Here is a 21,053-nt window from a genome sequence, read left to right as displayed (position 1 = left end):
TTCCCACCCCCATCGTCTGGACCGATTCGCAACGTGCTGCACAGTTTGAGCGCTGGTTGCTTTCCACCTCAGCGCAACACGACTTACAACCGGACACGTTGCGTCTGGCCAGCGCTGATGCCAGCTTCAGGCGTTATTTCCGCATCAACAGTGCAGCAGGTAGTCGCATCATCATGGACGCGCCACCCAAACTTGAAAACAGCCAGCCCTTTGTCAAAGTGGCGCAGCTCATGCACGACGCGGGACTACATGCGCCCGAGGTGCTGGCCTGGGACGAGTCTCTGGGCTTCATGTTGCTGAGTGATCTGGGTGGCCAGACCATGATGCAAGTCATCGACAAGGCCCAGCCACAAGCCAATCTGCCGCTGTACCTGATGGCGGTTGACGCGTTGATCACTTGGCAGCTGGCTTCCAAACCGGGTGTGCTACCTCCCTACGACGACGCCCTGCTGCGGCGCGAGCTGGAACTTTTCCCCGACTGGTACCTGGTACAGCACAAGGGTGTGGCCATCGACCAGGGCATGCGTTTCACGCTGGACAACACGTTCAAACAGATCATTGCCACCAACCTGGCGCAGCCGAGCGTGTTTGTGCACCGGGATTTCATGCCCAGGAACCTGATGGTTCGGGACGAAGATGCCGTGCAATTTTTTGCCGGGCCGCCCCAAGAAAAATTACCCCCCTCGGGGGGCAGCGCAGTACGCGCAGCGACAAGCGTGGGGGCTTGTCTCGGTGTGCTGGACTTCCAGGACGCGGTCTACGGCCCGATCACCTACGACATTGCCAGCCTGATGCGGGATGCCTTCCTGAGCTGGGAAGAGGATTTTTGCCTGGACGTGACGGTGCGTTATTGGGAAAAAGCACGCAAGGCGGGTTTGCCGGTGGGTGACGACTTTGGCGAGTTCTACCGTGGTGTGGAGTGGATGGGCCTGCAGCGCCACCTCAAAGTGGCCGGCATCTTTGCCCGCCTGACGCTGCGCGACGGCAAGCCGCAGTACCTGGCCGACACACCGCGTTTTATCCAGTACATCCGCAGCACCTGTGCCCGTTACCGCGAACTCAAACCGCTGCTGCGGCTGATTGACAAAGTCGAAGGTTTTGTGGAGCCCGATGTTTTTGGTTTTGGGCGTCAAGCATAAAATCAGGCTCTGCCCTTTTATAACAAGGACTAACAGCTATTTAATTGATAGTTATCGAAGTCACCCATGCCGCGTTTTTACTGCCCGACTCCCCTCCACCCTGGCGCTTTACTGGAGCTGCCTGCGGGCGCGGCGCGCCATGTGCAGGTGTTGCGGCTGCAGCCGGGGGACGGCATCACGCTGTTCACCGGTGACAGCCCGGGTGAATACAGCGCCAGCGTGACCCAGATGGGCCGCAGCCATGTGCAGGTGCAGGTGGGCGACTATCTACCCACCCAACGCGAGCCCGCCTTGCGGGTGCATCTGGTGGTGGGCATGCCCGCCAACGAGCGCATGGACTGGCTCGTGGAAAAAGCCACCGAACTCGGTGTGGCCAGCATCCAGCCGCTGATGACCGAACGCAGCGTGCTGCGCCTGAGTGGTGAGCGTGCCGACAAAAAGGTGGCGCACTGGCACAGCGTGGCGGTGGCCGCCTGTGAGCAATGTGGTGGCAACCGGGTGCCGACGGTCCACCCTGTGACCACGTTGGCACAGTGGCTCGCAAGCCACACCGAGCGTGTTGCTGCCGCCCCCGCTGCTGACCAGCCGCTTGGGCTGTTGTTGTCCTTGGCTGCGGGTGCGCGGGCGGTGCGTGAGGCCGTGGCTACGCGCCTAACCCAGAGCGACAGCTCACCCGACATCCACTTTCTGTCTGGCCCCGAGGGTGGCTTGAGCCCGGCCGAAGAGGCCGCCGCTTTGCAGGCAGGTCTGAACCCGGTGACCCTGGGTCCGCGGGTGTTACGCGCCGAAACCGCCGCACTGGTCGCGTTGAGCGCCTTGTTGGTGTAGACGGTGTTTTGGCGGTGATGCGCGCCAAGGACTGTCTCTTCAGCAGCAGCTGTGTTGGTGAAAAACCTTTGAGTGGCGCTGCAAAAGCCCGCCCAATCCGGCGGCGCCGGGAAAAGAGTGTGGTAAGTTGCAACAGCGGCTCTGCCGCGCTACCTATTGCCACCCATCACGAGGAACTTTGTACCCATGCCACATGACGTCAGCCTGATTGCCACCATTGCCGCCGCTTTTGGGCTGGCGTTGTTATTCGGGCTGGTCGCTGCGCGTTTAAAAATGCCACCGCTGGTGGGGTATCTGCTGGCGGGCATCATGGTCGGGCCAGCCACACCGGGGTTTGTGGCCGATGTGGGCCTGGCCGGACAGCTGGCCGAAATCGGCGTCATGCTGCTGATGTTTGGGGTCGGCCTGCACTTTTCGCTGGATGATTTGATGGCGGTGAAACGCATCGCGGTACCCGGTGCCATCGTTCAGATTGCGGTGGCCACCCTGCTGGGCATGGCTACTGCGTCCCTGTGGGGCTGGGGCCTGGGCGCGTCGGTGGTGTTTGGTCTGTGTTTGTCGGTGGCCAGCACGGTGGTGCTGCTGCGTGCGTTGGAGGCCAGGGGCATCCTGAAATCGATCAACGGGCAGATTGCGGTGGGCTGGCTGGTGGTGGAAGACCTAGTGATGGTGCTGGTCCTGGTGCTGCTGCCCGCATTGGCAGGCCTGCTGGCCGAACCCGGCGACGCCGCAGCCGTTGGGACTTCCTCGGGGGCCATCTGGACCACCGTGGGCATCACCCTGGCCAAGGTCAGCAGCTTTGTGGTGTTGATGCTGGTGGTAGGGCGTCGCGTGTTGCCCAAGCTGTTGTGGGCCGTGGCCAAGACGGGATCACAGGAACTGTTCACCTTGTGTGTGGTGGCCATCGCCGTGGGTGTGGCTTTTGGTGCGGCCAAGCTGTTTGATGTGTCGTTTGCCTTGGGGGCGTTTTTTGCCGGCATGATGATGCGCGAGTCGGAGTTCAGCCACCGCGCGGCGCAAGAATCGCTGCCGCTGCGCGACGCGTTTGCGGTGCTGTTTTTTGTCTCGGTCGGCATGTTGTTTGACCCGAGTGTGATCTTGGGCCAACCGTTCAAACTGCTGGTGGTGGTGGCCATCATCATGGTCGGGAAAACCGTGGCCGCCGTCGGCCTGGCGTTGCTGTTCCGGTACCCGCTCAATACCGCCTTGACGGTGGGCGCCAGCCTGGCGCAGATTGGTGAGTTCTCGTTCATCCTGGCCGGGCTCGGCGTGGCGCTGGGCCTGTTGCCCACGGAGGGCCAAAGTCTGGTGCTGGCGGGTGCACTGATCTCGATTGCGGCCAACTCGGCGGTGTTTGCGGTCATCGAACCCGTGCGCGCCTGGATTCTGCAGCGCTCAGAGTTGGCCCGTCGCATGGAGCAGCGCGAAGACCCGTTGGCCGAGCTGCCCGTGGCCACCCCCAGAGCGGTGTTGACCGGGCAAGTGGTGCTGGTGGGTTATGGCCGTGTTGGTCGGCGCATTGCGGAGGACCTGCAGGCGCACCAGGTGCCGTTTGTGGTGGCCGAGCAAAACCGAGACCTGGTAGACAGCTTGCGCGCTGACGGGATTCATGCCGTCAGCGGTGATGCCTTGGCACCTGATGTGCTGATCCAGGCCCATGTGGCCGAGGCCGCGATGCTGGTCATCGCCATTCCGGACTCGGTGCAGGCGCGCAAGATGGTCGAGATCGCCACCACCCTCAACCCCAGCATCGCAGTGGTGCTGCGCAGCCACAACGAGGAAGAGGCCAGCCTGCTGCGCCAGGACAGCCTGGGCACGGTGTTTCTGGGTGAGCAGGAGCTGGCACGCGGCATGAGTGCACACATCCTGCAGCAATTCAACGCTGCCCCAGCTGCCGCTGCCTGAGGCCCGTCCCCCAGGGGGCTGGGTTGTCGGGCAGTCTGGGTCAGGCTTTTTTGCGGGTGGTGGCACGTCGCCGCAGCACGGCTGGGGTGACGGCCGGGTCCGGCAAGATCTGGCGAATCACGTTTTCACACTCAGCCTGGGTCAGGTAGCGCGGCACCGGGTAGTTGGTTTCGGCTTCGTGGCAGGCGGCGCTGGCCAGTGCAGGGATGTCTTTCTTGCGCAGCGCCGCCAGTGTGGGCGGAATGCCCAGCCGGGTGTTCAAGGCATCGATGGCATCCAGAAACTTCTGGGCCAAGGCGGCTTCACTCTCGCCTGCGTCGCCCAGCTTGGCCCGCAGTGCCAAAGTGGCCAGCTGTGGCTGGATCGCCGGGCTCAAAAAGCGCAGCACATGCGGCAGCACAATGGCATTGGCGAGGCCGTGGGGGGTGTGGTAGAGGCCACCCAGCTGGTGGGCGATGGCGTGCACATAACCCACATTGGCACGGGTGAAGGCCTGACCGGCATCGTTGGCGGCGAGCGCCATTTTTTCGCGAGCGGCCAGGTTCTGGCCGTTGGCGAAGGCGACCGGCAGGGCCTCAAAAATTTTGCTGACGGCGGACAGTGCCATCTGCTTGGTGAAGCGTGTGCCCCAGCGGCCAATATAGGCTTCGATGGCATGGGTCAGCGCGTCCATGCCGGTGGCGGCAGTGATGTCGGGTGGCAAGCCCAGCATCAGGCTGGGGTCCAGCGCCGCCATGCGTGGCACGATGCGGGTGTCGGCAATCACCAGTTTGCTGTGGGTGTCGGGGTCTGAGATGACGGCCGCCACTGTGACCTCGGAGCCGGTGCCTGCGGTGGTGGGCACCGCGTAGATGGGCGCAGGTGCGCGCAGCCCCTTGAAGTAGCCCGCCAGTTGCACTGGGTGTTTGTTGTTGGCCGCCGCCAGCGCAATGGCTTTGCCCGCGTCGATGGCGGAGCCGCCGCCAAAGGCCAGGACGGCGTCACAGCCCTGGCTTTTGAACAGCGCCACCCCTTGTTCAATCAGCGCCACGGGTGCGTCGGGCAACATCTTGTCGAACACCACATAGGCCAAACCACCGGCTTTGAGCGCCTGAAACATCGGCAACATCAGGCCCAGTTTGGCGATCACCGGGTCGGTCACGATCAATACCCGTTGGTGATCAAAGTCACAGATGGCCTGCCCCAGGCGTGCGCTGGCCCCCGGGCCGACCAATAAGGTCGGCTGGGGAATCGGCAGCAAGCGTGTGGCCACGCCAACTGCGCGCATCAGCGTCGATAAGCCCGCCGAACGAAGCCCACTTGTCAGTAAATTCGCCAACATTGCGCTTACCCTTCTTCATAGAATGAAACACCCACCCGCGCCATCACAGGCGGCATGATGCACTGCGTGCCATCGTCCGTGTAGTTGTGGCTCTCCAAACCAGCATTGAGTGATGTTCTTCTATGAAAACAGTGATTGGTATCAGCCTTGGGTCCAGCGCCCGAAACTTCGAGTTCAGCACCCGTTTTCTGGGTGAGTCCTTGCATGTCCAGCGCCTGGGCACCGACGGCAGCCTGGCCAAGGCCAGCAAGCTGGTGAAAACCTGGGACAAACGTGCCGATGCCATTGGCCTGGGGGTGCTCAAGGACAGCTACAAAGCGGGCAGCCACCGCTTTGTTGACAAAGACAGCGCCAAACTCAAATCGGTGGCGCACAAAGCGCCAGTCACCATGGGCGGACCGCTGGGTGACATCCTGCAGGAGTGGGCATTGCGCCACACCCAGGTGGCGCTGGGCCACTATTTCAACAACGCGCGGGTGCTGTTTTTCTCGGGTTTAAAAAACTACAAACTCGCGATGTCGATGGCCGAATACACCAGCAACCTGCAGTTTGCTGACCCGTTGACCCAACTGGCGGTGCCCAAGTTGTTGACCAGCCTGCAGGCGCTGCAGCTGTATGCCAGTGGTGCCCATTACGTCAAGGACTGGTCGCTGCCATCGGCCTTGTCCAGTGGGCCGGTCAAGGAGTGGACACGGTTCTTGCTGCGCAAAGCCATGCAAAAGGCCAGTGTCATCGTCGCGCCTGTCCATGAACTTGACGAATTTGGCCTGGAAGAGCTGGCGGGCAAAACCATCATCACCTCCACCGTGAGCGACGAGCGCCTGGCGAGTTTTGCCGCCAAGGGGGTGCACCTGGTGATCGACGGTGCACCAGTGTTGCACGGCCACAGCCTGGGGCCGGATCTGCTGGACGCCATGATTTGTGCCGCCAGCGGCAAGGCGCCCGAAGACATTATGGAAGACGATTACCTGGAGATCATCACCGGCCTGCAACTGGAGCCACGCATCCTCTACCCCAATGGTTTCAAGCGTGTGAACCGTTTTGCCTTTGTGATCCACCCGCTGTCGCAAGAGTATTTCAAGAAGGTCAAACCGATTGACCTGCTGTCCCAGGTGTCGCCACCGGTGATGATGAATTCGCTGGAAAAGATCATGGCCTATGCGCCGCCGTTTGTGTATTCCCATGTGAGTGGCATCCAGTCACCCACCGGGGTGGAGGCCGAGGGCTGGTTGATTTCGGTGGGCGGCACCCCCAAAGAGATCATGCGCCACAGCCCCGAATTCACCTACCGCCGCCTGTTGGATGCCGCAGCCACCGCGCAGCGACTGGGTGCGCAGATCATGGGTCTGGGGGCTTTCACCAAGGTGGTGGGGGATGCCGGGGTGACGGTGGCCAAACGCTCGCCGCTGCCGATCACCACCGGCAACAGCTACAGCGCTTCCGGCGCCTTGTGGGCCGCGCATGACGCACTGATGCGCCTGAACCTCTTGCCCAAACCCCGTGGTAAAGAACGTATCCAATTCAAGGCCATGGTGGTCGGTGCCACCGGCGCCATTGGCTCGGTGTGTGCACGCCTGATCGCCAAGGTGGCGCAAGAGGTCTACCTGGTGTCCCCCGAGACCGCCAAGCTGCTGGCGCTGAAAGAATCCATACTGCGTGAAACGCCTGACGCGCAGCTGTTTCTGTCCGCCAAGGCCGACAAGGACATCGCCGAGATGGACATGATCGTCACCGCCACCTCGGGGGCTGGCAAAAAGGTGCTCGACATCATGCAGGTGAAACCGGGCTGCGTGATCACCGACGTGGCGCGCCCGCTGGATCTGCCCGCCAGCGAGGTGGCCAAACGCCCCGATGTGCTGGTGATCGAGTCGGGCGAGATCCAGCTGCCCGGTGAGCACATCCGCATGAAAAACATCGGCCTGCCCAAGGGGGTGGCTTACGCTTGCCTGGCCGAGACGATTGTGCTGGCGTTGGAGGGGCGGTTTGAGAACTTCACCGTCGGTCGCGCCATCGAGTGGGAGAAGGTGCGTGAGATCTACAAGCTCGGCCTCAAACACGGCATGAAGTTGGCCGCCATCAGCGGTGTCAACGGGCCGTTCAGCGACGAAGACATTGCCCAGGTGCGTAAGCTGGCGCTGGCGGCTCGCAAAAAAAGCCAAGTCAGTCGAACCAAATTGCCCAAAGTCGCTCCGACAGAGATCAGGAAACGCCCCCGCGCACCCAGAAGGTTGACCGTTGATGCCACACAGCAAGTTTGAATCGAAGGCGCTGGCCGTTCCCAGCGGCCGCCTGTCACGCCTGGCCCGTTTTGGCGGCATGGCGTCCAACATTGCCGGGGGCATGTTGCTCGACGGCGCCCGCCAGCTGGCCCAGGGCAAACGCCCCTCGGTGAGTGATCTGCTGCTGACCCCGGCCAACGCGATCAAGGTCACCCACCAGCTGGCCCAGCTGCGCGGTGCGGCGATGAAGGTGGGCCAACTGCTGTCGATGGATGCGGGTGACATGCTGCCGCCTGAGCTGGCCGAGATCCTGGGCCGCCTGCGCTCCGAGGGGCACCACATGCCACAAAGCCAGCTCAACGCCGCACTCAACGCCCACTGGGGCAGCGGCTGGCAACAACGTTTTGAAACTTTTTTATTCCAACCCATCGCTGCTGCGTCCATCGGCCAGGTGCACCGCGCCACCACCAAAGACGGGCGCGAGCTGGCGATCAAGATCCAGTACCCCGGCGTGCGCCGCAGCATCGACAGCGACGTGGACAACGTCGCCTCACTGATGCGCCTCTCAGGTGTGTTGCCCAAGACGCTCAACATCGCGCCGATGCTGCTTGAAGCCAAGCGCCAGCTGCATCAGGAGGCCGATTACCAACGCGAAGGTCAGTACCTGCAGCGTTTTGCCGAGCTGCTGGCCGACTCGCCTGAGTTCCTGGTGCCCAAGTTACATGCCGACTTCACCACCCAGAGTGTGCTGGCGATGGATTTTGTGGACGGTGTACCGATTGAGTCGCTGGTGGACGCACCGCAGGAAGAGCGCGACCGCCTCATGACGCTGCTGATTGGCCTGCTGTTTCGGGAGCTGTTCGAGTTTGCGCTGATGCAGACCGACCCCAACTTTGCCAACTACCGCTACAACACGCACACAAAACAGCTGATCCTCCTTGACTTTGGCGCCACACGTGTCTTTCCGCCAGAGATGGCGCCAGCCTACCGCCAGCTGATGCAGGCCGGTCTGGCCGGCGACCGTGCTGGCGCGCGCCAGGCCATGATCAACATCGGCTTTTTTGACGAACAGACGCTGCAGCGCCATCAGGACGCGGTGGTCAACATCTTTGAGCTGTCGCTGGAGCCGCTGATCGAAAACGGCGACTACGACTTTGGCAACACCGACGTGGCGCTGCGCCTGCGTGACGCCGGTATGGCGATTGGTGAGCAGCGCGATTTCTGGCACATCCCGCCGATGGACACGCTGTTTTTGCAGCGCAAGTTTGGCGGCGTCTACATGCTGGCCAGCCGCCTCAAGGCGCGCGTCAATGTGCGCGCGCTGATGGAAAAGTACCTGTCCACCAGCGCCGCTTGATAATCCTATTTATGTAGCTATCAGCCCTTGTATTTATTGGGCTAAAGGCATATTTGATCCTTTGTTGGCCACCGCCAGCAGGGGCTTGTCTGTGCTGAGGTGTTTGACCGCAGACGCGGTGCCAAACTGGATGTCCCCCGAGAGTTGGCCGCCTTCTTCCACCACCAGCATGCCGTAGCGGATCTTGCCGGTGACACGACCGGTGGCGTAGATCACCAGCTTTTGCCGCACCGTCAAATCGCCGTCAAACTGGCCATGGATCTCGGCCAGGTCGATCTCGGCCGAGCCCTTGAACGCACCCTGCTCGGCAATCTCCATCAGCCGCGAGTCCATCGTGGCCTCGACCAGACCCTCGACAAACAAGGTGTCGCAGTCGGTGATCTCCACGCCTTTGAGTTTGATGTTGGGCCCCACCGTGAGTTTGCTGCCGATGCTGCTGGGGGCGGCTCCGGCATCGCCCGCAGGCGGGGAGACGGCGCCGCGCTGGCTGATGTGGGTGCTGTGGCTGCGGCCAGCTTCCGGGCTGACCTGTGTGCTGACCGTGGGGGTTTTGCTGGCCACCTGGGGCAGCGGCACCACATGCCGGTCGGTGGCGGCTTCGGACTCGCGTTTGTTGAAAAAGTGGGGTGTTATGGCCATAAGAGCTCCTTGAAAACCCCAGCTTAAAGCCGCCTGCCGCAGAAGTCGCCACCGGTTTTGCAAGTGTTGTAACAGGATGGGTGAGCAAGCCGCGCTGCTGAACGCGTCCTTTTGCCCGACTTTGATGCGCGGAAACATCAGCGTGTGGGTATGGCTCAAACATATCCATGGCTGTGTGGGGCAACGCACAGCCAGCCGGTTGCGCTGGCCCTAGAGTCAGCTGGCATCTGTCAGCCTGCTTGTTGGCAGCCACCCGATCAAAACCATGAAACATCAGCCACACCCACTTACATTTTTGAACCCGCTGTCCAGCCATCCGGGCCGACTGCCAGCGGTTCCCGGTTCTGGTGGGCGTCGTGTGTGGTCGTTGGTACGCCACCCGGTGGTGCTGCCGGGTGTGGCGGTGCTGCTGGTGGCTGGCCTGTTGCTGGTCTATCACACGGTGCTCACCCAGGCGGTGAACCAGAGTGTGCTGCAGCAAAAGGCGCGTTCCGCACAGGCCCAGGCGCTCTGGCGCTGTCAACAGCTGTCGGTTGTGTCGGCGCGTCAGGCCTGCCTGCGCGAGCTGGCTGCGCCGCTGCCCAGCGGAACCTAGCGCCTAGTTGGCGGGGCTCACTGTGGTGCTCTGGCGCAGCAGGCCGCCAGCCTGTGATTCTTTGCTGATGTCACCCTGGCCTTGGATACGTGCCTCGCAGGCCGCGCGGTCATCACTGTTTTTGTGAACCGCACAGCGTTGCAGCGCGTTGCTGGCGTAATCGCGCGTGTTGTTGCCCAGGTCCCCGCGCCTGGCTTGTGTCAGGGCGGCACCTGCTTCACGGCGGCAGGTGGCCGGGTCCTGGTAGGACTGGCCACTGGCGCACGCGGCCATGTCCTGCTGGTAACGCTCTTGCGCCTGTGCCAAAGCATTGGGCTGGGCTGCCAGCGCAGCAGAGGTGCAGGCCAGCGTTGTGAATGCGGCGAACGCATAGCGACGCCAGGAAACAAACGTGAAGGTCATGGTCAGGCTTTCGTTCAGTGGTTGAGTCGGACTGACGATACGCGGCGACGCGGTGGCTGTCGGTGCGGTGCGACACACCCGGGCGTCGCCCAATTCCTAGATTCATTGCGTCTTTTCTTCCGTCGTTAACATGGTCTGGCCATTGTGGGATCGGCCTTGGCGCTGTGTCCAAATGTTTGTTTTTTCCAAACCAGGAGTTGCCATGCCCACTGCTTTTGACATGTCTTGGCGCCCAGCGACCGCCGTGCTGGTGTTGACCATTGCTTCGTTGGCCATGCCCTCTGTGGCGCAGGCCAAACGTCTGTTCGGCGGTGTGAAACCCATGCCGCGCAACAGCGTCACCAAAGCCCCGACGCCACCTGCCGCACCTGTGGCACCGGCTGCGACCCATGCTCCGGCAACGACCGTGGCACCTGCCAAACGCAGCCCAGGCTTACTGGGCACGGTGGGTGCTGTGGCGGTGGGCGCCGCCGCAGGCACCTTGGCTGGCACAGCCTTGGCGGGTGGCAAGTCGTCCGATGAAGATCGCCAGGCCAAAGAGGCTCAGGCTCTGGCCGCAGAAAAAGAGGCCCATGAATTGCAACGCCAGGCCGACGCAGCCAAGCACCGCGCTGAGGCGGCGCGCGCTGCTGTCAATTGACCTGGACCCGTGGTGCAGGCCGGGGTGTCCCCTCTGGGGATTCCATGGGGTTCAGCACACCAGAGTCCACGCGTGACTTTGGCTGCTTTGCAGAACTTGCCCCCTCTTCGTGGTGGCTTGCCTGATGACCGTCGAGAGCCTAAAGAACTATAAAAATAATATCTATCAGCCCTTATTTCAAAAGGGCTGGAGGCCAATTTCCCTCATAAACCCAGCGTCTGCCAAATCTGGTCGACCTTGGCTGTGACTTCCGGGCTCATGGTCAGCGGTTGGCCCCATTCACGCGTTGTCTCCCCGGGCCATTTGTTGGTGGCATCAATGCCCATCTTGCTGCCCAGGCCGCTCACGGGGGAGGCAAAGTCCAGATAGTCGATGGGTGTGTTGTCCACCAGCATGGTGTCGCGGGTGGGGTCGACGCGGGTGGTGATGGCCCAGATCACGTCGGTCCAGCTGCGCGGGTTCACGTCGTCGTCCACCACCACGATGAACTTGGTGTACATGAACTGGCGCAAAAAGCTCCAGATGCCAAACATCACGCGCCGCGCGTGGCCGGGGTAAGCCTTTTTGATCTGCACCACCGCCATGCGGTAGCTGCAGCCTTCGGGTGGCAGGTAGAAGTCGGTGATCTCGGGGTACTGGCGTTGCAGCAGTGGCACAAACACCTCGTTGAGGGCCAGAGCCAGCATGGCGGGCTCGTCTGGTGGTTTGCCGGTGTAGGTGGAGTGGTAGATCGGGTCACGGCGCAGGGTGATGCGGTCGATGGTGAACACCGGAAAGTAGTCCTGCTCGTTGTAATACCCGGTGTGGTCACCAAACGGGCCTTCCAGCGCGTGCTCGAAACCACTTTTGTGGCTGGCGTCGGGGTAGATGTGGCCCTCTAGCACGATCTCAGCCGATGCCGGTACCTGCAAGTCACTGCCGAGCGCCTTGACCAGTTCGGTGCGGCTGCCGCGCAGCAAGCCAGCAAACTGGTATTCACTCAAAGAATCGGGCACAGGGGTGACCGCACCGAGGATGGTGGCCGGGTCGGTGCCCAGCGCCACACACACCGGGTAAGGTTGGCCAGGGTTTTGTTTGGCGTGGTCACGAAAATCGAGCGCGCCGCCACGGTGGGCCAGCCAGCGCATGATGACCTTGTTGGGTGCAATCACCTGTTGGCGGTAGACGCCCAGGTTTTGCCGTGTTTTGTGTGGGCCACGGGTGATGACCAGGCCCCATGTGATCAGGGGGGCGACGTCACCGGGCCAGCAGTGTTGCACCGGCAGCTTGGCCAGGTCCACGTCCTGGCCTTCCCACACCACGTCCTGACACGGTGCGCTGCGCTGCTCTTTGGGGGCCATGCTCCACAGGGTTTTGACCAAGTTGCCCATGCCCATCAGTTCCTTGAAGCCTTTGGGCGCTTCCGGCTCTTTGAGCGTGGCCAGCACATGGCCAAACTGGCGCAACTCGCTCATGTCTTTGACACCCATGCCCAGCGCCACCCGTCGTGTGGTGCCAAACAGGTTGCCCAGCACCGGGATGGTGTGGCCGGTGGGGTGCTCGAACAACAAGGCCGGGCCGCCGGCCTGCAGGGTGCGGTCACACACCGCGGTCATTTCAAGGTGGGGGGACACCGGCACCGCCACACGTTTGAGTTCACCCATCTGTTCGAGCTGGGTGATGAAGTCGCGGAGGTCGTGGTAGGCCATGGTGTCGATGGAGGTTGAAAAGTACAGGTGGCAGGCGCGAGCTGCCCGGGGTTTACAGCCCGGTCCAGCGTTGGCTGCTGGCTTGCGGCAGACCCAGCAAGTCGATCACGCGGCTGACCGTGTGGTCCACCAGTTCGGCGATGCTCTGGGGCTTGTTGTAGAAGGCCGGTACCGGCGGAAAGACGATGCCACCCATCTCGGTCACACTGGTCATGCTGCGCAAGTGGGCCAGATTCAAGGGAGTCTCGCGCACCATCAGGACCAGGCGGCGGCGCTCCTTGAGCATCACGTCGGCGGCGCGGGTGATCAGGTTGTCGGACAGGCCATGGGCCACCGCAGCCAGGGTGCGCATCGAACACGGCGCGATGACCATACCCTCACACTGGAACGAGCCGCTGGCCAATGCCGCACCGATATTGCGCACCGGGTAAACCACATCCGCCAAGGCTTCCACCTGCTCGCGGGGCAAGTCCAGCTCTTGCTGCAGATTGAGCCAGCCTGCGTCGGACACCACCAGATGGGTTTTTACACCACCCAGCTCGCGCAGCAGCTGCAGCAGGCGCACACCATAGACGGCACCGCTGGCGCCGGAAATGGCCACCACAATGCGCTTGGGCGCCGGGCTCAAGACCGCTAGCTCGGTCATCGGCTCAACGCGGCCGCAGTGCCGCCAGACGGGCCATCAAATGTTCACGCGCTTGCGCCATCACATGGCGCGGGTGGAGTTTGGCTGCGTTGAACACCGGCAACTCAATCGCGTCGATGGTGTTCTTGACCAGCAGGCCCAACTCGGTGTCACCCTCCATGGCCAGTCGGCGGCTGAAAAACAGGGTGTCGGGGTCTTCCTGGCGGCGGGCCAGCAGCACAAAGTCATAGGCGCTGGCGCTGATGGTCAGGTCGGCCGGGCCGGTGTTTTTGGTGGCGGCAAAACGACCGTTCTTCCAGACAAAGTCAAACGCCCACTGCGCGTCGGTGACACACAGGCGCAACTTTTTGCCAACCAGCATCTCGGTCACATCGGGCGCCAATTGTTTGGCCAATGCCAGATTCAGGCCGGTGACAAACAACATCGAACCCGGCAAGGCGGGCAGGCGTCCCAAGGCTTGGCCGACCGGTTTGGGCAACACAAAAGGCGATGTTTGCATGGTGAGTCCTTGGAAGTGTCAAAAAGGGGTCAGGCGCTAACCAGCGCAGGCGTCACCTGTTCCAGCCCGGGTTTGCCGTACCAGTAGCCGTTGCAGGATTTCTCGGGCATCAGGGTGTGCAGTTCGGCGTCTGCGTCTTGCGCTGTTTTCTGGCCAGCCATCACCGCAGCAAACAGCTCGACGATACGCAGCGTGTGTTGCGCTTGTGGGCTGATGCGAATCACATCCACACCGATGGCACGCAGGGCATTCACTTCAGGCAGCAGGTTGTACACACGGGCCGACTGGGTCTGGATGCCGTTGAGCACCAGGAATTCTTCACTCTCGCGGGTGCGCATCAGCAGGCCGTCGGGGTGCTCCATACATTTGAACTGGCAGTCGTCCTTGGGCAGGTTGGCGTGGCGCGCGGTGAAACAACGCGCCGAGAATGCCAGCGGCATACGACCATAGGCAAACACCTCGGTTTGTAGGCCTGCCGGGCGGCCTTGCTGGATCAGCGCCAAGTCATCACGCCCCATCTCCAGCGGCGGCACCCAGCGTTGCATGCCCAGGGGCGCCATCCACTCCAGGGTGGGCAGGTTGTAGATGTTGAGGTGGGGTCCACCCACAAATGGAACCTTGCCTTCCACACAATGCACGGCGCCCATGTCGTTGGCTTCGACCATGAACTCACCGTTGTCGGCAATCTTGTGCAACACGGTGACATCTGCGCCTGATTCGATCAGCACCTGGGTCGACAACACCACCTCTTTGCCCGCATCCCGCAGTTTTTTGGCGATATCGAGCCAGTCCGCCAAACGCAACTCATGGCGGCGCGAACACACGGCTTCGCCCAGGTAAACGATGTCCACCGGGCTGTTGGCGACTGATTCGTAAAACGCCAGCACCTGAGCGCGTGGCCAGTAATAAAGAAGAGGACCTAGTGCTAGTTTCATAAAGCTATTCTCAAATCGTGGCGGACGCTCGCAAAGCCGTCCTGGCTAGGCGCGCCGCCGCAGGCAGTACGCGCTTGTACGACAAGGCGGCGCAACGACGTCAGGGCGGTTTTTCGTGCGTCTTTTGTTTTCACTTCCAGGGGCGGTGGTAGGCGCCTAGCGTGTGCTGCTGGCCTTCGGCCACCTTGTCCAGATCGCTGATCCAGGCTGGTTTGGCGCTGTAGCGGTGCGGGTTCTCATAACAGCTGTCAATCGCCTGGCGCCAGACCTTGGTGACCTGTGCCACATAAGCCGGGCTGCGTTGGCGGCCCTCGATCTTGAGGGCGCGCACACCCATTTTCATCATTTGGGGCAACAAACTCAGGGTGTTGAGGCTGGTGGGCTCTTCGATGGCGTAATAGTTGTGGTCATCCCCCACGTCAAAACGGCCTTTGCACAGCGTCGGGTAGCCGGCGTTTTCACCCGGGGCGTAACGGTCAATCAACACACCGTTCAAGCGTGACTCCCGGCCCTGGGGTGTTTCCATCCAGCGCACCGCTTTGGGTGGTGAACAGACGCCGTTGGTATTGGGCGCCTCACCGGTGACGTAGCTGGACAAGGCACATCGGCCTTCGACCATCACGCACAAACTGCCAAAACCAAAAACCTCGATCTCAATCGGCACCCGCTCCATCAGCTGTTCGACCTGTGCCAAAGACAACACGCGCGGCAGCACGGCACGTGTTATGCCGAAATGCTGGTAGTAAAAATCCACCGCCTCGTAATTGGTGGCCGAGCCTTGCACCGACAAATGCAGCGGCAACTGCGGCTGGTGTTTGGCGGCGTAGGCCATCAGCCCAGGATCAGCCAGCAAAACAGCGTCCACACCACTGTCGGCCGCCCGGTCAATCGCGCTGCGCCAGAGGTCTGCCTTGGCCGTCTGCGGGTAGGTGTTGAGTGCAACCAGAACCTTGCGGCCCCGCTCATGGGCGTAATGAATACCGGCGGTGATGGCCGCGGCGTCAAAGTTCAGGCCGGCAAAATTGCGGGCATTGGTGGCATCGCGAAAACCCAAGTAAACACTGTCGGCACCGTTGTCGATGGCCGCTTTCAGCGCAGGCAGGCTGCCAGCAGGGCACAACAGCTCCATCCGGTTCTGGGCAGGTGCCCCCGGCTTCAGATTCAGGGAAGAGTCAATGGCGGCATTCATAGGCTGAGGTGCAGCGCTGGAGCCAGCGCCGGTAAAGTCGAGCCGTCGAGGGTACCCAAGCACCACATACCGGCCAATGACGTAGGTCAACCAAGTCTCAAAAAGTCGCGCCACCCCGTCATGAATGCGGCGTAGAGGCCCACGGGCAGCAGGGATGGCTTGAAATTGCGCCCGTTGTTGATAGACTTCAAACTGCTTGGGGGGGTACGCCTACCACCTGATGGCCGTCAAATCGGGGATAGACATGTCCCCTTGCCGCCTGCTGGAGGAAAACGGCCGAGCCCATTTCATGACCAGGCGCTTTGACCGTGCGCTAGGAAATGCCCGTCACCACAGACAGACCTTGTGTGCGATGAACCATCTGGACTACAAGAAGAAAGGCACCAACAGCTCTTTTGCGCACAACCCCAAGGGGGAGTGGACCCACCAGCATCTGATGTCGATCAATGGGCGCTTCAAAGACTTTGCGCTTGCGGATCTGCTGACACTGGCCGACCGGTTTGGCTTAGGGAGTGCTGCCACGGTGATTGATCAGGTGCTCACCTCTGTTGTCTGCGGGTCTCCCTGTCCATTCGACGATTTGGCCGACGTGTGCGATCCGCCAAGCTCTGCAAAAAATACCCCCCAGCAGGTCAAAGACACACAAGGCTATTGGGGCCACTAGGCAAAGAGTTCCCGATCAAAGACTTTGCGTGGGTCGGTGTAGTCTTCATCCCACCATGGTTTCTGGCCGGCTTTGGGGGCTTTCTTCAGTTGGATGGGCTTGTTGGACGCGTCGGCTTTGGCCTGCAGGACACGGAAATGGTAGTGGTCGAAGAGGGTCAGGGCCTGGATCATGTAGGACACCGCGATGCGGCGGTTTTTGATCAGGAGCAGGTTCTCGCCGTTTTCGTTGTCAGCAGGTTTCGAGAAGTTGTATGAGCCTGTGTAGACGCGTGCGCTCGGTTTGTCGAAATCGATCACAACAAACTTGTGGTGCATGCGTGTGCCCCCGCCGTTGGCGCTCAGAGCCGTGGGTTCACTCTTGAATGGCTCAGGAAGATGTTCACTGAGGTTGGCGGCGAAAACCGGCGCCACCTTGCCGTCAGGTAGGTGAACGTCCAGGCCACCTGTTCGTTTGTCGGAAATGCCATAAACAAAGATCCCCTGCTTATTGGTGACTGCCTTGATGGCGTCGGTGACCGGGCCGCCCGTCTGATTCAGAAAAGCCAATGAATAAAAGACCGAAGATTTTGCGCTGAGGATGTCATCGGCAATGGCTTGCAGCACCCCTTCATTCTTGGCGTGGGGCGAGAAAGTGACTTGGGCATTGATGCCGGTGAGCGCAAGGCTCTGCCAGTCTGCGGATGGTGTTGTCCCGAAGCCTTTGGCGAAATCGTTCTTCCAGTAGTTTTCAAACGCATCGATGAACGGCTGAATGGCCTTCTTGCCGTGCACGACGATGGCGTTGTTGGACTGCACGAACTGGCCGCGCCAGGTGAAGTTGGTGGAGCCGCAGATGGCGGCCTTCACTTTTTTGCCATCAATCACCATCGTCTTGTTGTGCTGGAGGTTGCTCATGTGCTGACGCTTGACCTGATCGGCGCCAGCGCTGGTGGCAAGGCGCTTGGCCGATTGCGACTCGGCCGAGGTTTCTGGCTTGTGCTCACCGCTGTTGTCGATGATGATGTACAGGCGCTTCTTGAGTTGCTCCAGCCGGGAAACAATCGCAGGGTCATTGAGGTCGTAACAAGCCACTCGCACGATTGCGCTCGTGTCGGCGATGGCCGCGTCCAGGGTGTCCAGAATCGTGCTGCGGGCCTCGAAGCCCATCCATTGGAGTGCTTCATCGGCTTTCGGATGGCTTGGTACGAACCCGATACCCTCGTCGGCCTTGGCGGGAATCAGGGTCTCCAGGCCATCGGTTTGGGTGACATAGCGGTCCACGAAGGCCTGTGACGAGACGAAACCCCGTGTGAACGCCACGTTCAGTTTCCCAGGATAGGTTTCACGCGCCAGGACAATGCCTGCTTCCTGGGCCTCGCCGTAACTGAGTTCGCCCGAAGCATGCATGAACACCGGTGTGACCCGGTAGATGAAAGAGCCTGTTTTTTCGGCGTTCACAGGGAAGTGGACCCAGCGGAATTTCTGGATGGGCGCAAGGCGGCTTGAGGTCCGCGCCTTGTTCACACTGCCGTCGGGGTTCGGAAAGTTGATGCGGTTCTTGACCGTCCAGAAGCGGTCACCGTCAGGCTCTTTGTACTCGAGCGCAAACCCCACAAAATCGCGAGGGGGCGGTGCTGACTTCCAGTTCATGGCGAGCAAAACCATGCCATCACCCCGGTGCAGTTTCAAGCTGAAAAGGGCGTTGACGCTCTTGGCAACAATCTGGACATCGTCGGACATGGCTGACTCCTTTCAAACGTATTGCATGGCGTTCTCTTGTCAAACAAGTCGGGGCGTCAGGCAGTCTCAGTTCTTGCCACTGGCCTCGATACGGATGTCTTCGGGGCATGCAGCACCCATGGCTTGTGCGCTGGGTGATGTTCCAATCAGTTCGCGCAGTCCGGCTCCCTCTTTGAAGTCCAGCGGCAGGCGGATGCGGATTTCCTGCAGGTACTCACCCGCGCAGACCAGTCCCACCTGGTTCTGTGGATTGGCCAGCCCTGTTGCCTGTGAGAACAGCCGCAAGAACTCGCTGCGAGACATCCTGCCGCCGATGTTGGTGCGGATGTACTGGCCCACAGTGGCGTCATTGACGGTACGGACAGCATCCACCGCACGCCGGAAGTAGGTGTTGGCGTCCATCGTGGTCTGGCAGGTGCCGTGTTTTTTCCATTCATAGTTCCCGAACGTGTTTTCAAAGAAAAAGTTGGGCATCCACGGTGCGATGTAGGACACGGTGTCTTCGGACAGGGACAGTGGTGTGTTGCCGCAATCGGCGTAGTTCGTACCGCATTGTTTGCGGTTGGGCCACAGTCCGTGTAGCGTCAGATTGGACACAACCAGGTGACCATCGGCCATGTTGTCGCATTCGGGTTTGGCCCCGTTGTATTTGAAGTGTTCACAAAACCCAGGCTGCCAGGTGATGGCCAGGACATAGCTGTCTTGCAGGCCTGGCTGGCTGCAGGACTTGTCAGCAACCGTTGAGGGGCGGCCGAACGTGAACTCACTGACCACGCCGCATTCAGCGGCCACCCAGCGCAGAGGCTCGTTGAGCTCGGGAATCTGGATGCGCAGCCAACGGGCCTCGCGTGTGTTCACCTCCCGGATGTCGTAATCTGTTCCCGGCACCACCTTGACCAGACCCGGGTTGCTGCCTTTGGCAAATGACAGATAGGCCTCGCACGAGCGGGACGGGCGGAACTGGCCGCTGGCAGTTTCGCTGGCTGCCGCAGGTGCCACGGCCAGCACGATCATCATGAGCAGAACCCAGGCCAGACCCGCGCCAAATGTTGGCAGGCTAGGCAGCAGGGTGATGGCCCGGACCTGGGTGCTTGAGTGTGATGTGAGCATGTTCTTCCCCCGTTATGAGAAGTGGCACCCATCCCGATCTGCAGTGGCCTGCTTGCTGGGCGCCTTCTGATCCAACAACAGCTTACCCAAGCCTGGCGGTCGATGCAATCCCCATTTTGGGGATGTCAGATGGTTTCAGAACCGAGCGGCAGAGCCATGCATCCTGTGGCCAAGGTGTTTTGTTGAAACGGTGGTTTGCTGACCGTGCTGGCGCTACGATCACGCCAGGTGACAACGCGGCAATACCGCATAGAAAACAACATCATGGATATACGTGGACTCAGATATTTCATCGTGACGGCGCAAGAGCGCAACATCAGCCGTGCGGCAGAGCGGTTGCACATGACGCAACCTCCGCTTACCCGGCACATCCAGGCGCTTGAAGAGGAGCTTGGGGTCCAGCTGTTCACCCGCACCAGCGCGGGGGTTGAGCTCACGCAGGCTGGAGAGGCGCTGCTGGGGCATGCACACAACATCAGTTCCCACGTTGAGCTGGCCACCGAACACATCCGGCGCGTTGCCTCTGGTCAGGAGGGACGCATCGACATCGGCATCTTTGGTTCTCCCATGCTCAATGCCGTTCCCCGCATACTCGGTGCGTTTTCGCGCTCACGCCCCAAGGTCAATGTGGTGTTGCACAACGCACCGAAGCTGCGTCAGCTAGAAGCCCTGCGGCAGGGGCGCATCATGGTGGCCTTTGACCGCTATTTCCCAGAGTCGCCCGAACTTGAGTCTGAACTGGTGGTTGAAGAGCCTTTGTGGGTGGCGCTCAACCAGAGAAACCCGCTGGCGCTCAAAACCAGCATCAGCCTGGCTGACCTGGCGCATGAACCGCTGATTGGTGAGCAGGACCAGAGCATCTTTTTTGCCAGTCCGGCCTTGTCCCAGCTCCAGAAAGTCAACCCGCTCATCGTTCACAAAGCGGCGGACATGGTGTCGGCGGTGGTCATGGTGTCCGGTGGCTTTGGCAGCGCGCTGGTGCCGGAGTCGGTCCTTAACCTGAAGTTGCCCGAGCTTGTGTTCCGGCCTTTGGCCGCAGACAGTGCGTCGATGGTTAGTTTGCACTGCATTTACCGCAAGGACGAGTCATCGCCCTTGCTGGCGGGTTTGCTGGCCTGTGTCAGGGATTACCGTCACCAATATGCCTCCGGCTTGGCAGGCACCAGCAGCCCTTAGCAGTCAGGCCGTTCCGGCCGGCTTGTCACCCAGATCGGCCTGCCATGCTGTGGAGGTATCGCCCTATGCCCCAATAACATTGGACCGCATCCAAGGCTGAACCCTACAATTTTTCCGAACAAGGGTCATGGAATTGCCCTTGCAACAACAGTGACGTTTCCTCAAGCAGGACCAGGCCATACCGTGGCGTGGTTTGATTGAGGCTGTATCGCTGTCTCCAAACTGTCTACATCCCAAACCATGTCAGCCACCATGCATCTGAACGAAAAAAGCCTGCCCCACCTTCCCGAGTCGGTCACCCGGCCATCCTACGACCGCAGCCGGGTAGTTGGCTCCATCGTGCATCTGGGCATAGGCGCCTTTCACCGGGCGCACCAAGC

Annotated in this window: 19 protein-coding genes; 9 read left to right on the top strand and 10 right to left on the bottom strand. The window is 61.0% G+C overall.

Annotated elements, in window-relative coordinates; genetic code table 11:
* The 3 genes from KKO72_RS19910 to ybaL form a co-directional block, all read left to right on the top strand.
* Positions 1 to 1,139: aminoglycoside phosphotransferase family protein (locus KKO72_RS19910; RefSeq protein WP_251140807.1), on the top strand; the 1,139-nt coding region annotated here is incomplete at its 5' end.
* A 66-nt stretch (positions 1,140 to 1,205) separates the two neighbouring features.
* Positions 1,206 to 1,967 carry a 16S rRNA (uracil(1498)-N(3))-methyltransferase gene (locus KKO72_RS19905; RefSeq protein ID WP_214943325.1) on the top strand — a complete coding sequence of 254 codons (762 nt, stop codon included), beginning with the start codon at positions 1,206 to 1,208 and terminating at the stop codon, positions 1,965 to 1,967.
* A 186-nt stretch (positions 1,968 to 2,153) separates the two neighbouring features.
* Positions 2,154 to 3,872 (top strand): YbaL family putative K(+) efflux transporter, encoded by a 1,719-nt coding sequence (gene ybaL / locus KKO72_RS19900; RefSeq protein ID WP_214943322.1) that lies wholly within the window; start codon positions 2,154 to 2,156, stop codon positions 3,870 to 3,872.
* A 40-nt stretch (positions 3,873 to 3,912) separates the two neighbouring features.
* Here ybaL and KKO72_RS19895 read toward each other — a convergent pair whose 3' ends face one another.
* Positions 3,913 to 5,124: an iron-containing alcohol dehydrogenase gene (locus KKO72_RS19895; protein ID WP_371736918.1), complete on the bottom strand. Its 1,212-nt coding sequence runs from the start codon at positions 5,122 to 5,124 to the stop codon at positions 3,913 to 3,915.
* Positions 5,125 to 5,315: 191 nt separating this feature from the next.
* On the opposite strand from KKO72_RS19895, the gene KKO72_RS19890 reads away from it, so the two are divergent.
* Together KKO72_RS19890 and KKO72_RS19885 are read left to right on the top strand one after the other, a co-directional pair.
* Positions 5,316 to 7,451 (top strand): dehydrogenase, encoded by a 2,136-nt coding sequence (locus KKO72_RS19890; RefSeq protein ID WP_251140805.1) that lies wholly within the window; start codon positions 5,316 to 5,318, stop codon positions 7,449 to 7,451.
* The gene (locus tag KKO72_RS19885; protein ID WP_214943315.1) at positions 7,432 to 8,769 is read left to right on the top strand and encodes an AarF/ABC1/UbiB kinase family protein; all 1,338 of its coding nucleotides are present in this window, start codon (positions 7,432 to 7,434) and stop codon (positions 8,767 to 8,769) included. The genes KKO72_RS19890 and KKO72_RS19885 overlap by 20 nt, the downstream gene beginning before the upstream one ends.
* Before the next feature lie 33 nt (positions 8,770 to 8,802).
* On the opposite strand, the gene KKO72_RS19880 is transcribed toward KKO72_RS19885, so the two are convergent.
* Positions 8,803 to 9,408, bottom strand: a complete 606-nt coding sequence (locus KKO72_RS19880; RefSeq protein ID WP_214943312.1) for a polymer-forming cytoskeletal protein — start codon at positions 9,406 to 9,408, stop codon at positions 8,803 to 8,805.
* A gap of 295 nt (positions 9,409 to 9,703) precedes the next feature.
* On the opposite strand from KKO72_RS19880, the gene KKO72_RS19875 reads away from it, so the two are divergent.
* Positions 9,704 to 10,003: a hypothetical protein gene (locus KKO72_RS19875; RefSeq protein WP_214943310.1), complete on the top strand. Its 300-nt coding sequence runs from the start codon at positions 9,704 to 9,706 to the stop codon at positions 10,001 to 10,003.
* A gap of 3 nt (positions 10,004 to 10,006) precedes the next feature.
* On the opposite strand, the gene KKO72_RS19870 is transcribed toward KKO72_RS19875, so the two are convergent.
* Complete coding sequence (locus KKO72_RS19870) at positions 10,007 to 10,405, bottom strand: hypothetical protein (protein WP_214943307.1); 399 nt, start codon at positions 10,403 to 10,405, stop codon at positions 10,007 to 10,009.
* A gap of 202 nt (positions 10,406 to 10,607) precedes the next feature.
* On the opposite strand from KKO72_RS19870, the gene KKO72_RS19865 reads away from it, so the two are divergent.
* A complete protein-coding gene (locus KKO72_RS19865) occupies positions 10,608 to 11,045 on the top strand; it encodes an ABC transporter substrate-binding protein (protein ID WP_214943304.1) in 438 nt (145 codons plus the stop codon).
* Positions 11,046 to 11,248: 203 nt separating this feature from the next.
* On the opposite strand, the gene ubiD is transcribed toward KKO72_RS19865, so the two are convergent.
* From ubiD to KKO72_RS19840, 5 genes are all read right to left on the bottom strand, one after another.
* Positions 11,249 to 12,733: a 4-hydroxy-3-polyprenylbenzoate decarboxylase gene (gene ubiD, locus KKO72_RS19860; RefSeq protein WP_214943300.1), complete on the bottom strand. Its 1,485-nt coding sequence runs from the start codon at positions 12,731 to 12,733 to the stop codon at positions 11,249 to 11,251.
* Positions 12,734 to 12,785: 52 nt separating this feature from the next.
* The gene (locus tag KKO72_RS19855; protein ID WP_214943298.1) at positions 12,786 to 13,379 is read right to left on the bottom strand and encodes a UbiX family flavin prenyltransferase; all 594 of its coding nucleotides are present in this window, start codon (positions 13,377 to 13,379) and stop codon (positions 12,786 to 12,788) included.
* A 4-nt stretch (positions 13,380 to 13,383) separates the two neighbouring features.
* Positions 13,384 to 13,878, bottom strand: coding sequence for an SCP2 domain-containing protein (locus KKO72_RS19850; RefSeq protein WP_078364736.1), 495 nt, complete (start codon positions 13,876 to 13,878; stop codon positions 13,384 to 13,386).
* Between the two features lie 29 nt (positions 13,879 to 13,907).
* Positions 13,908 to 14,813, bottom strand: coding sequence for a U32 family peptidase (locus tag KKO72_RS19845; protein WP_214943297.1), 906 nt, complete (start codon positions 14,811 to 14,813; stop codon positions 13,908 to 13,910).
* A gap of 130 nt (positions 14,814 to 14,943) precedes the next feature.
* Positions 14,944 to 15,942 (bottom strand): peptidase U32 family protein, encoded by a 999-nt coding sequence (locus KKO72_RS19840; protein WP_214943328.1) that lies wholly within the window; start codon positions 15,940 to 15,942, stop codon positions 14,944 to 14,946.
* A gap of 256 nt (positions 15,943 to 16,198) precedes the next feature.
* On the opposite strand from KKO72_RS19840, the gene KKO72_RS19835 reads away from it, so the two are divergent.
* Complete coding sequence (locus tag KKO72_RS19835; RefSeq protein WP_256445124.1) at positions 16,199 to 16,666, top strand: HipA domain-containing protein; 468 nt, start codon at positions 16,199 to 16,201, stop codon at positions 16,664 to 16,666.
* Here the strand turns inward: KKO72_RS19835 and KKO72_RS19830 are convergent.
* Together KKO72_RS19830 and KKO72_RS19825 are read right to left on the bottom strand one after the other, a co-directional pair.
* On the bottom strand, positions 16,663 to 18,387 hold the full coding sequence (locus KKO72_RS19830) for a phospholipase D-like domain-containing protein (RefSeq protein ID WP_214943293.1): 1,725 nt from the start codon (positions 18,385 to 18,387) through the stop codon (positions 16,663 to 16,665). The two genes, KKO72_RS19835 and KKO72_RS19830, sit on opposite strands and share 4 nt — an antisense overlap.
* Before the next feature lie 66 nt (positions 18,388 to 18,453).
* A complete protein-coding gene (locus tag KKO72_RS19825) occupies positions 18,454 to 19,497 on the bottom strand; it encodes a ribonuclease I (protein WP_214943290.1) in 1,044 nt (347 codons plus the stop codon).
* A 264-nt stretch (positions 19,498 to 19,761) separates the two neighbouring features.
* Here KKO72_RS19825 and KKO72_RS19820 point away from each other — a divergent pair, with 264 nt between their 5' ends.
* Positions 19,762 to 20,673 carry a LysR family transcriptional regulator gene (locus tag KKO72_RS19820; RefSeq protein WP_214943287.1) on the top strand — a complete coding sequence of 304 codons (912 nt, stop codon included), beginning with the start codon at positions 19,762 to 19,764 and terminating at the stop codon, positions 20,671 to 20,673.
* Positions 20,674 to 21,053 lie beyond the last annotated feature (380 nt).

The sequence above is a fragment of the Rhodoferax sp. U11-2br genome, from assembly GCF_018619435.1.
Lineage (GTDB): Bacteria > Pseudomonadota > Gammaproteobacteria > Burkholderiales > Burkholderiaceae_C > Rhodoferax.
The sequence above is the reverse complement of the archived record's forward strand: the minus strand, read 5'-3'. Positions and strand labels throughout refer to the sequence as shown.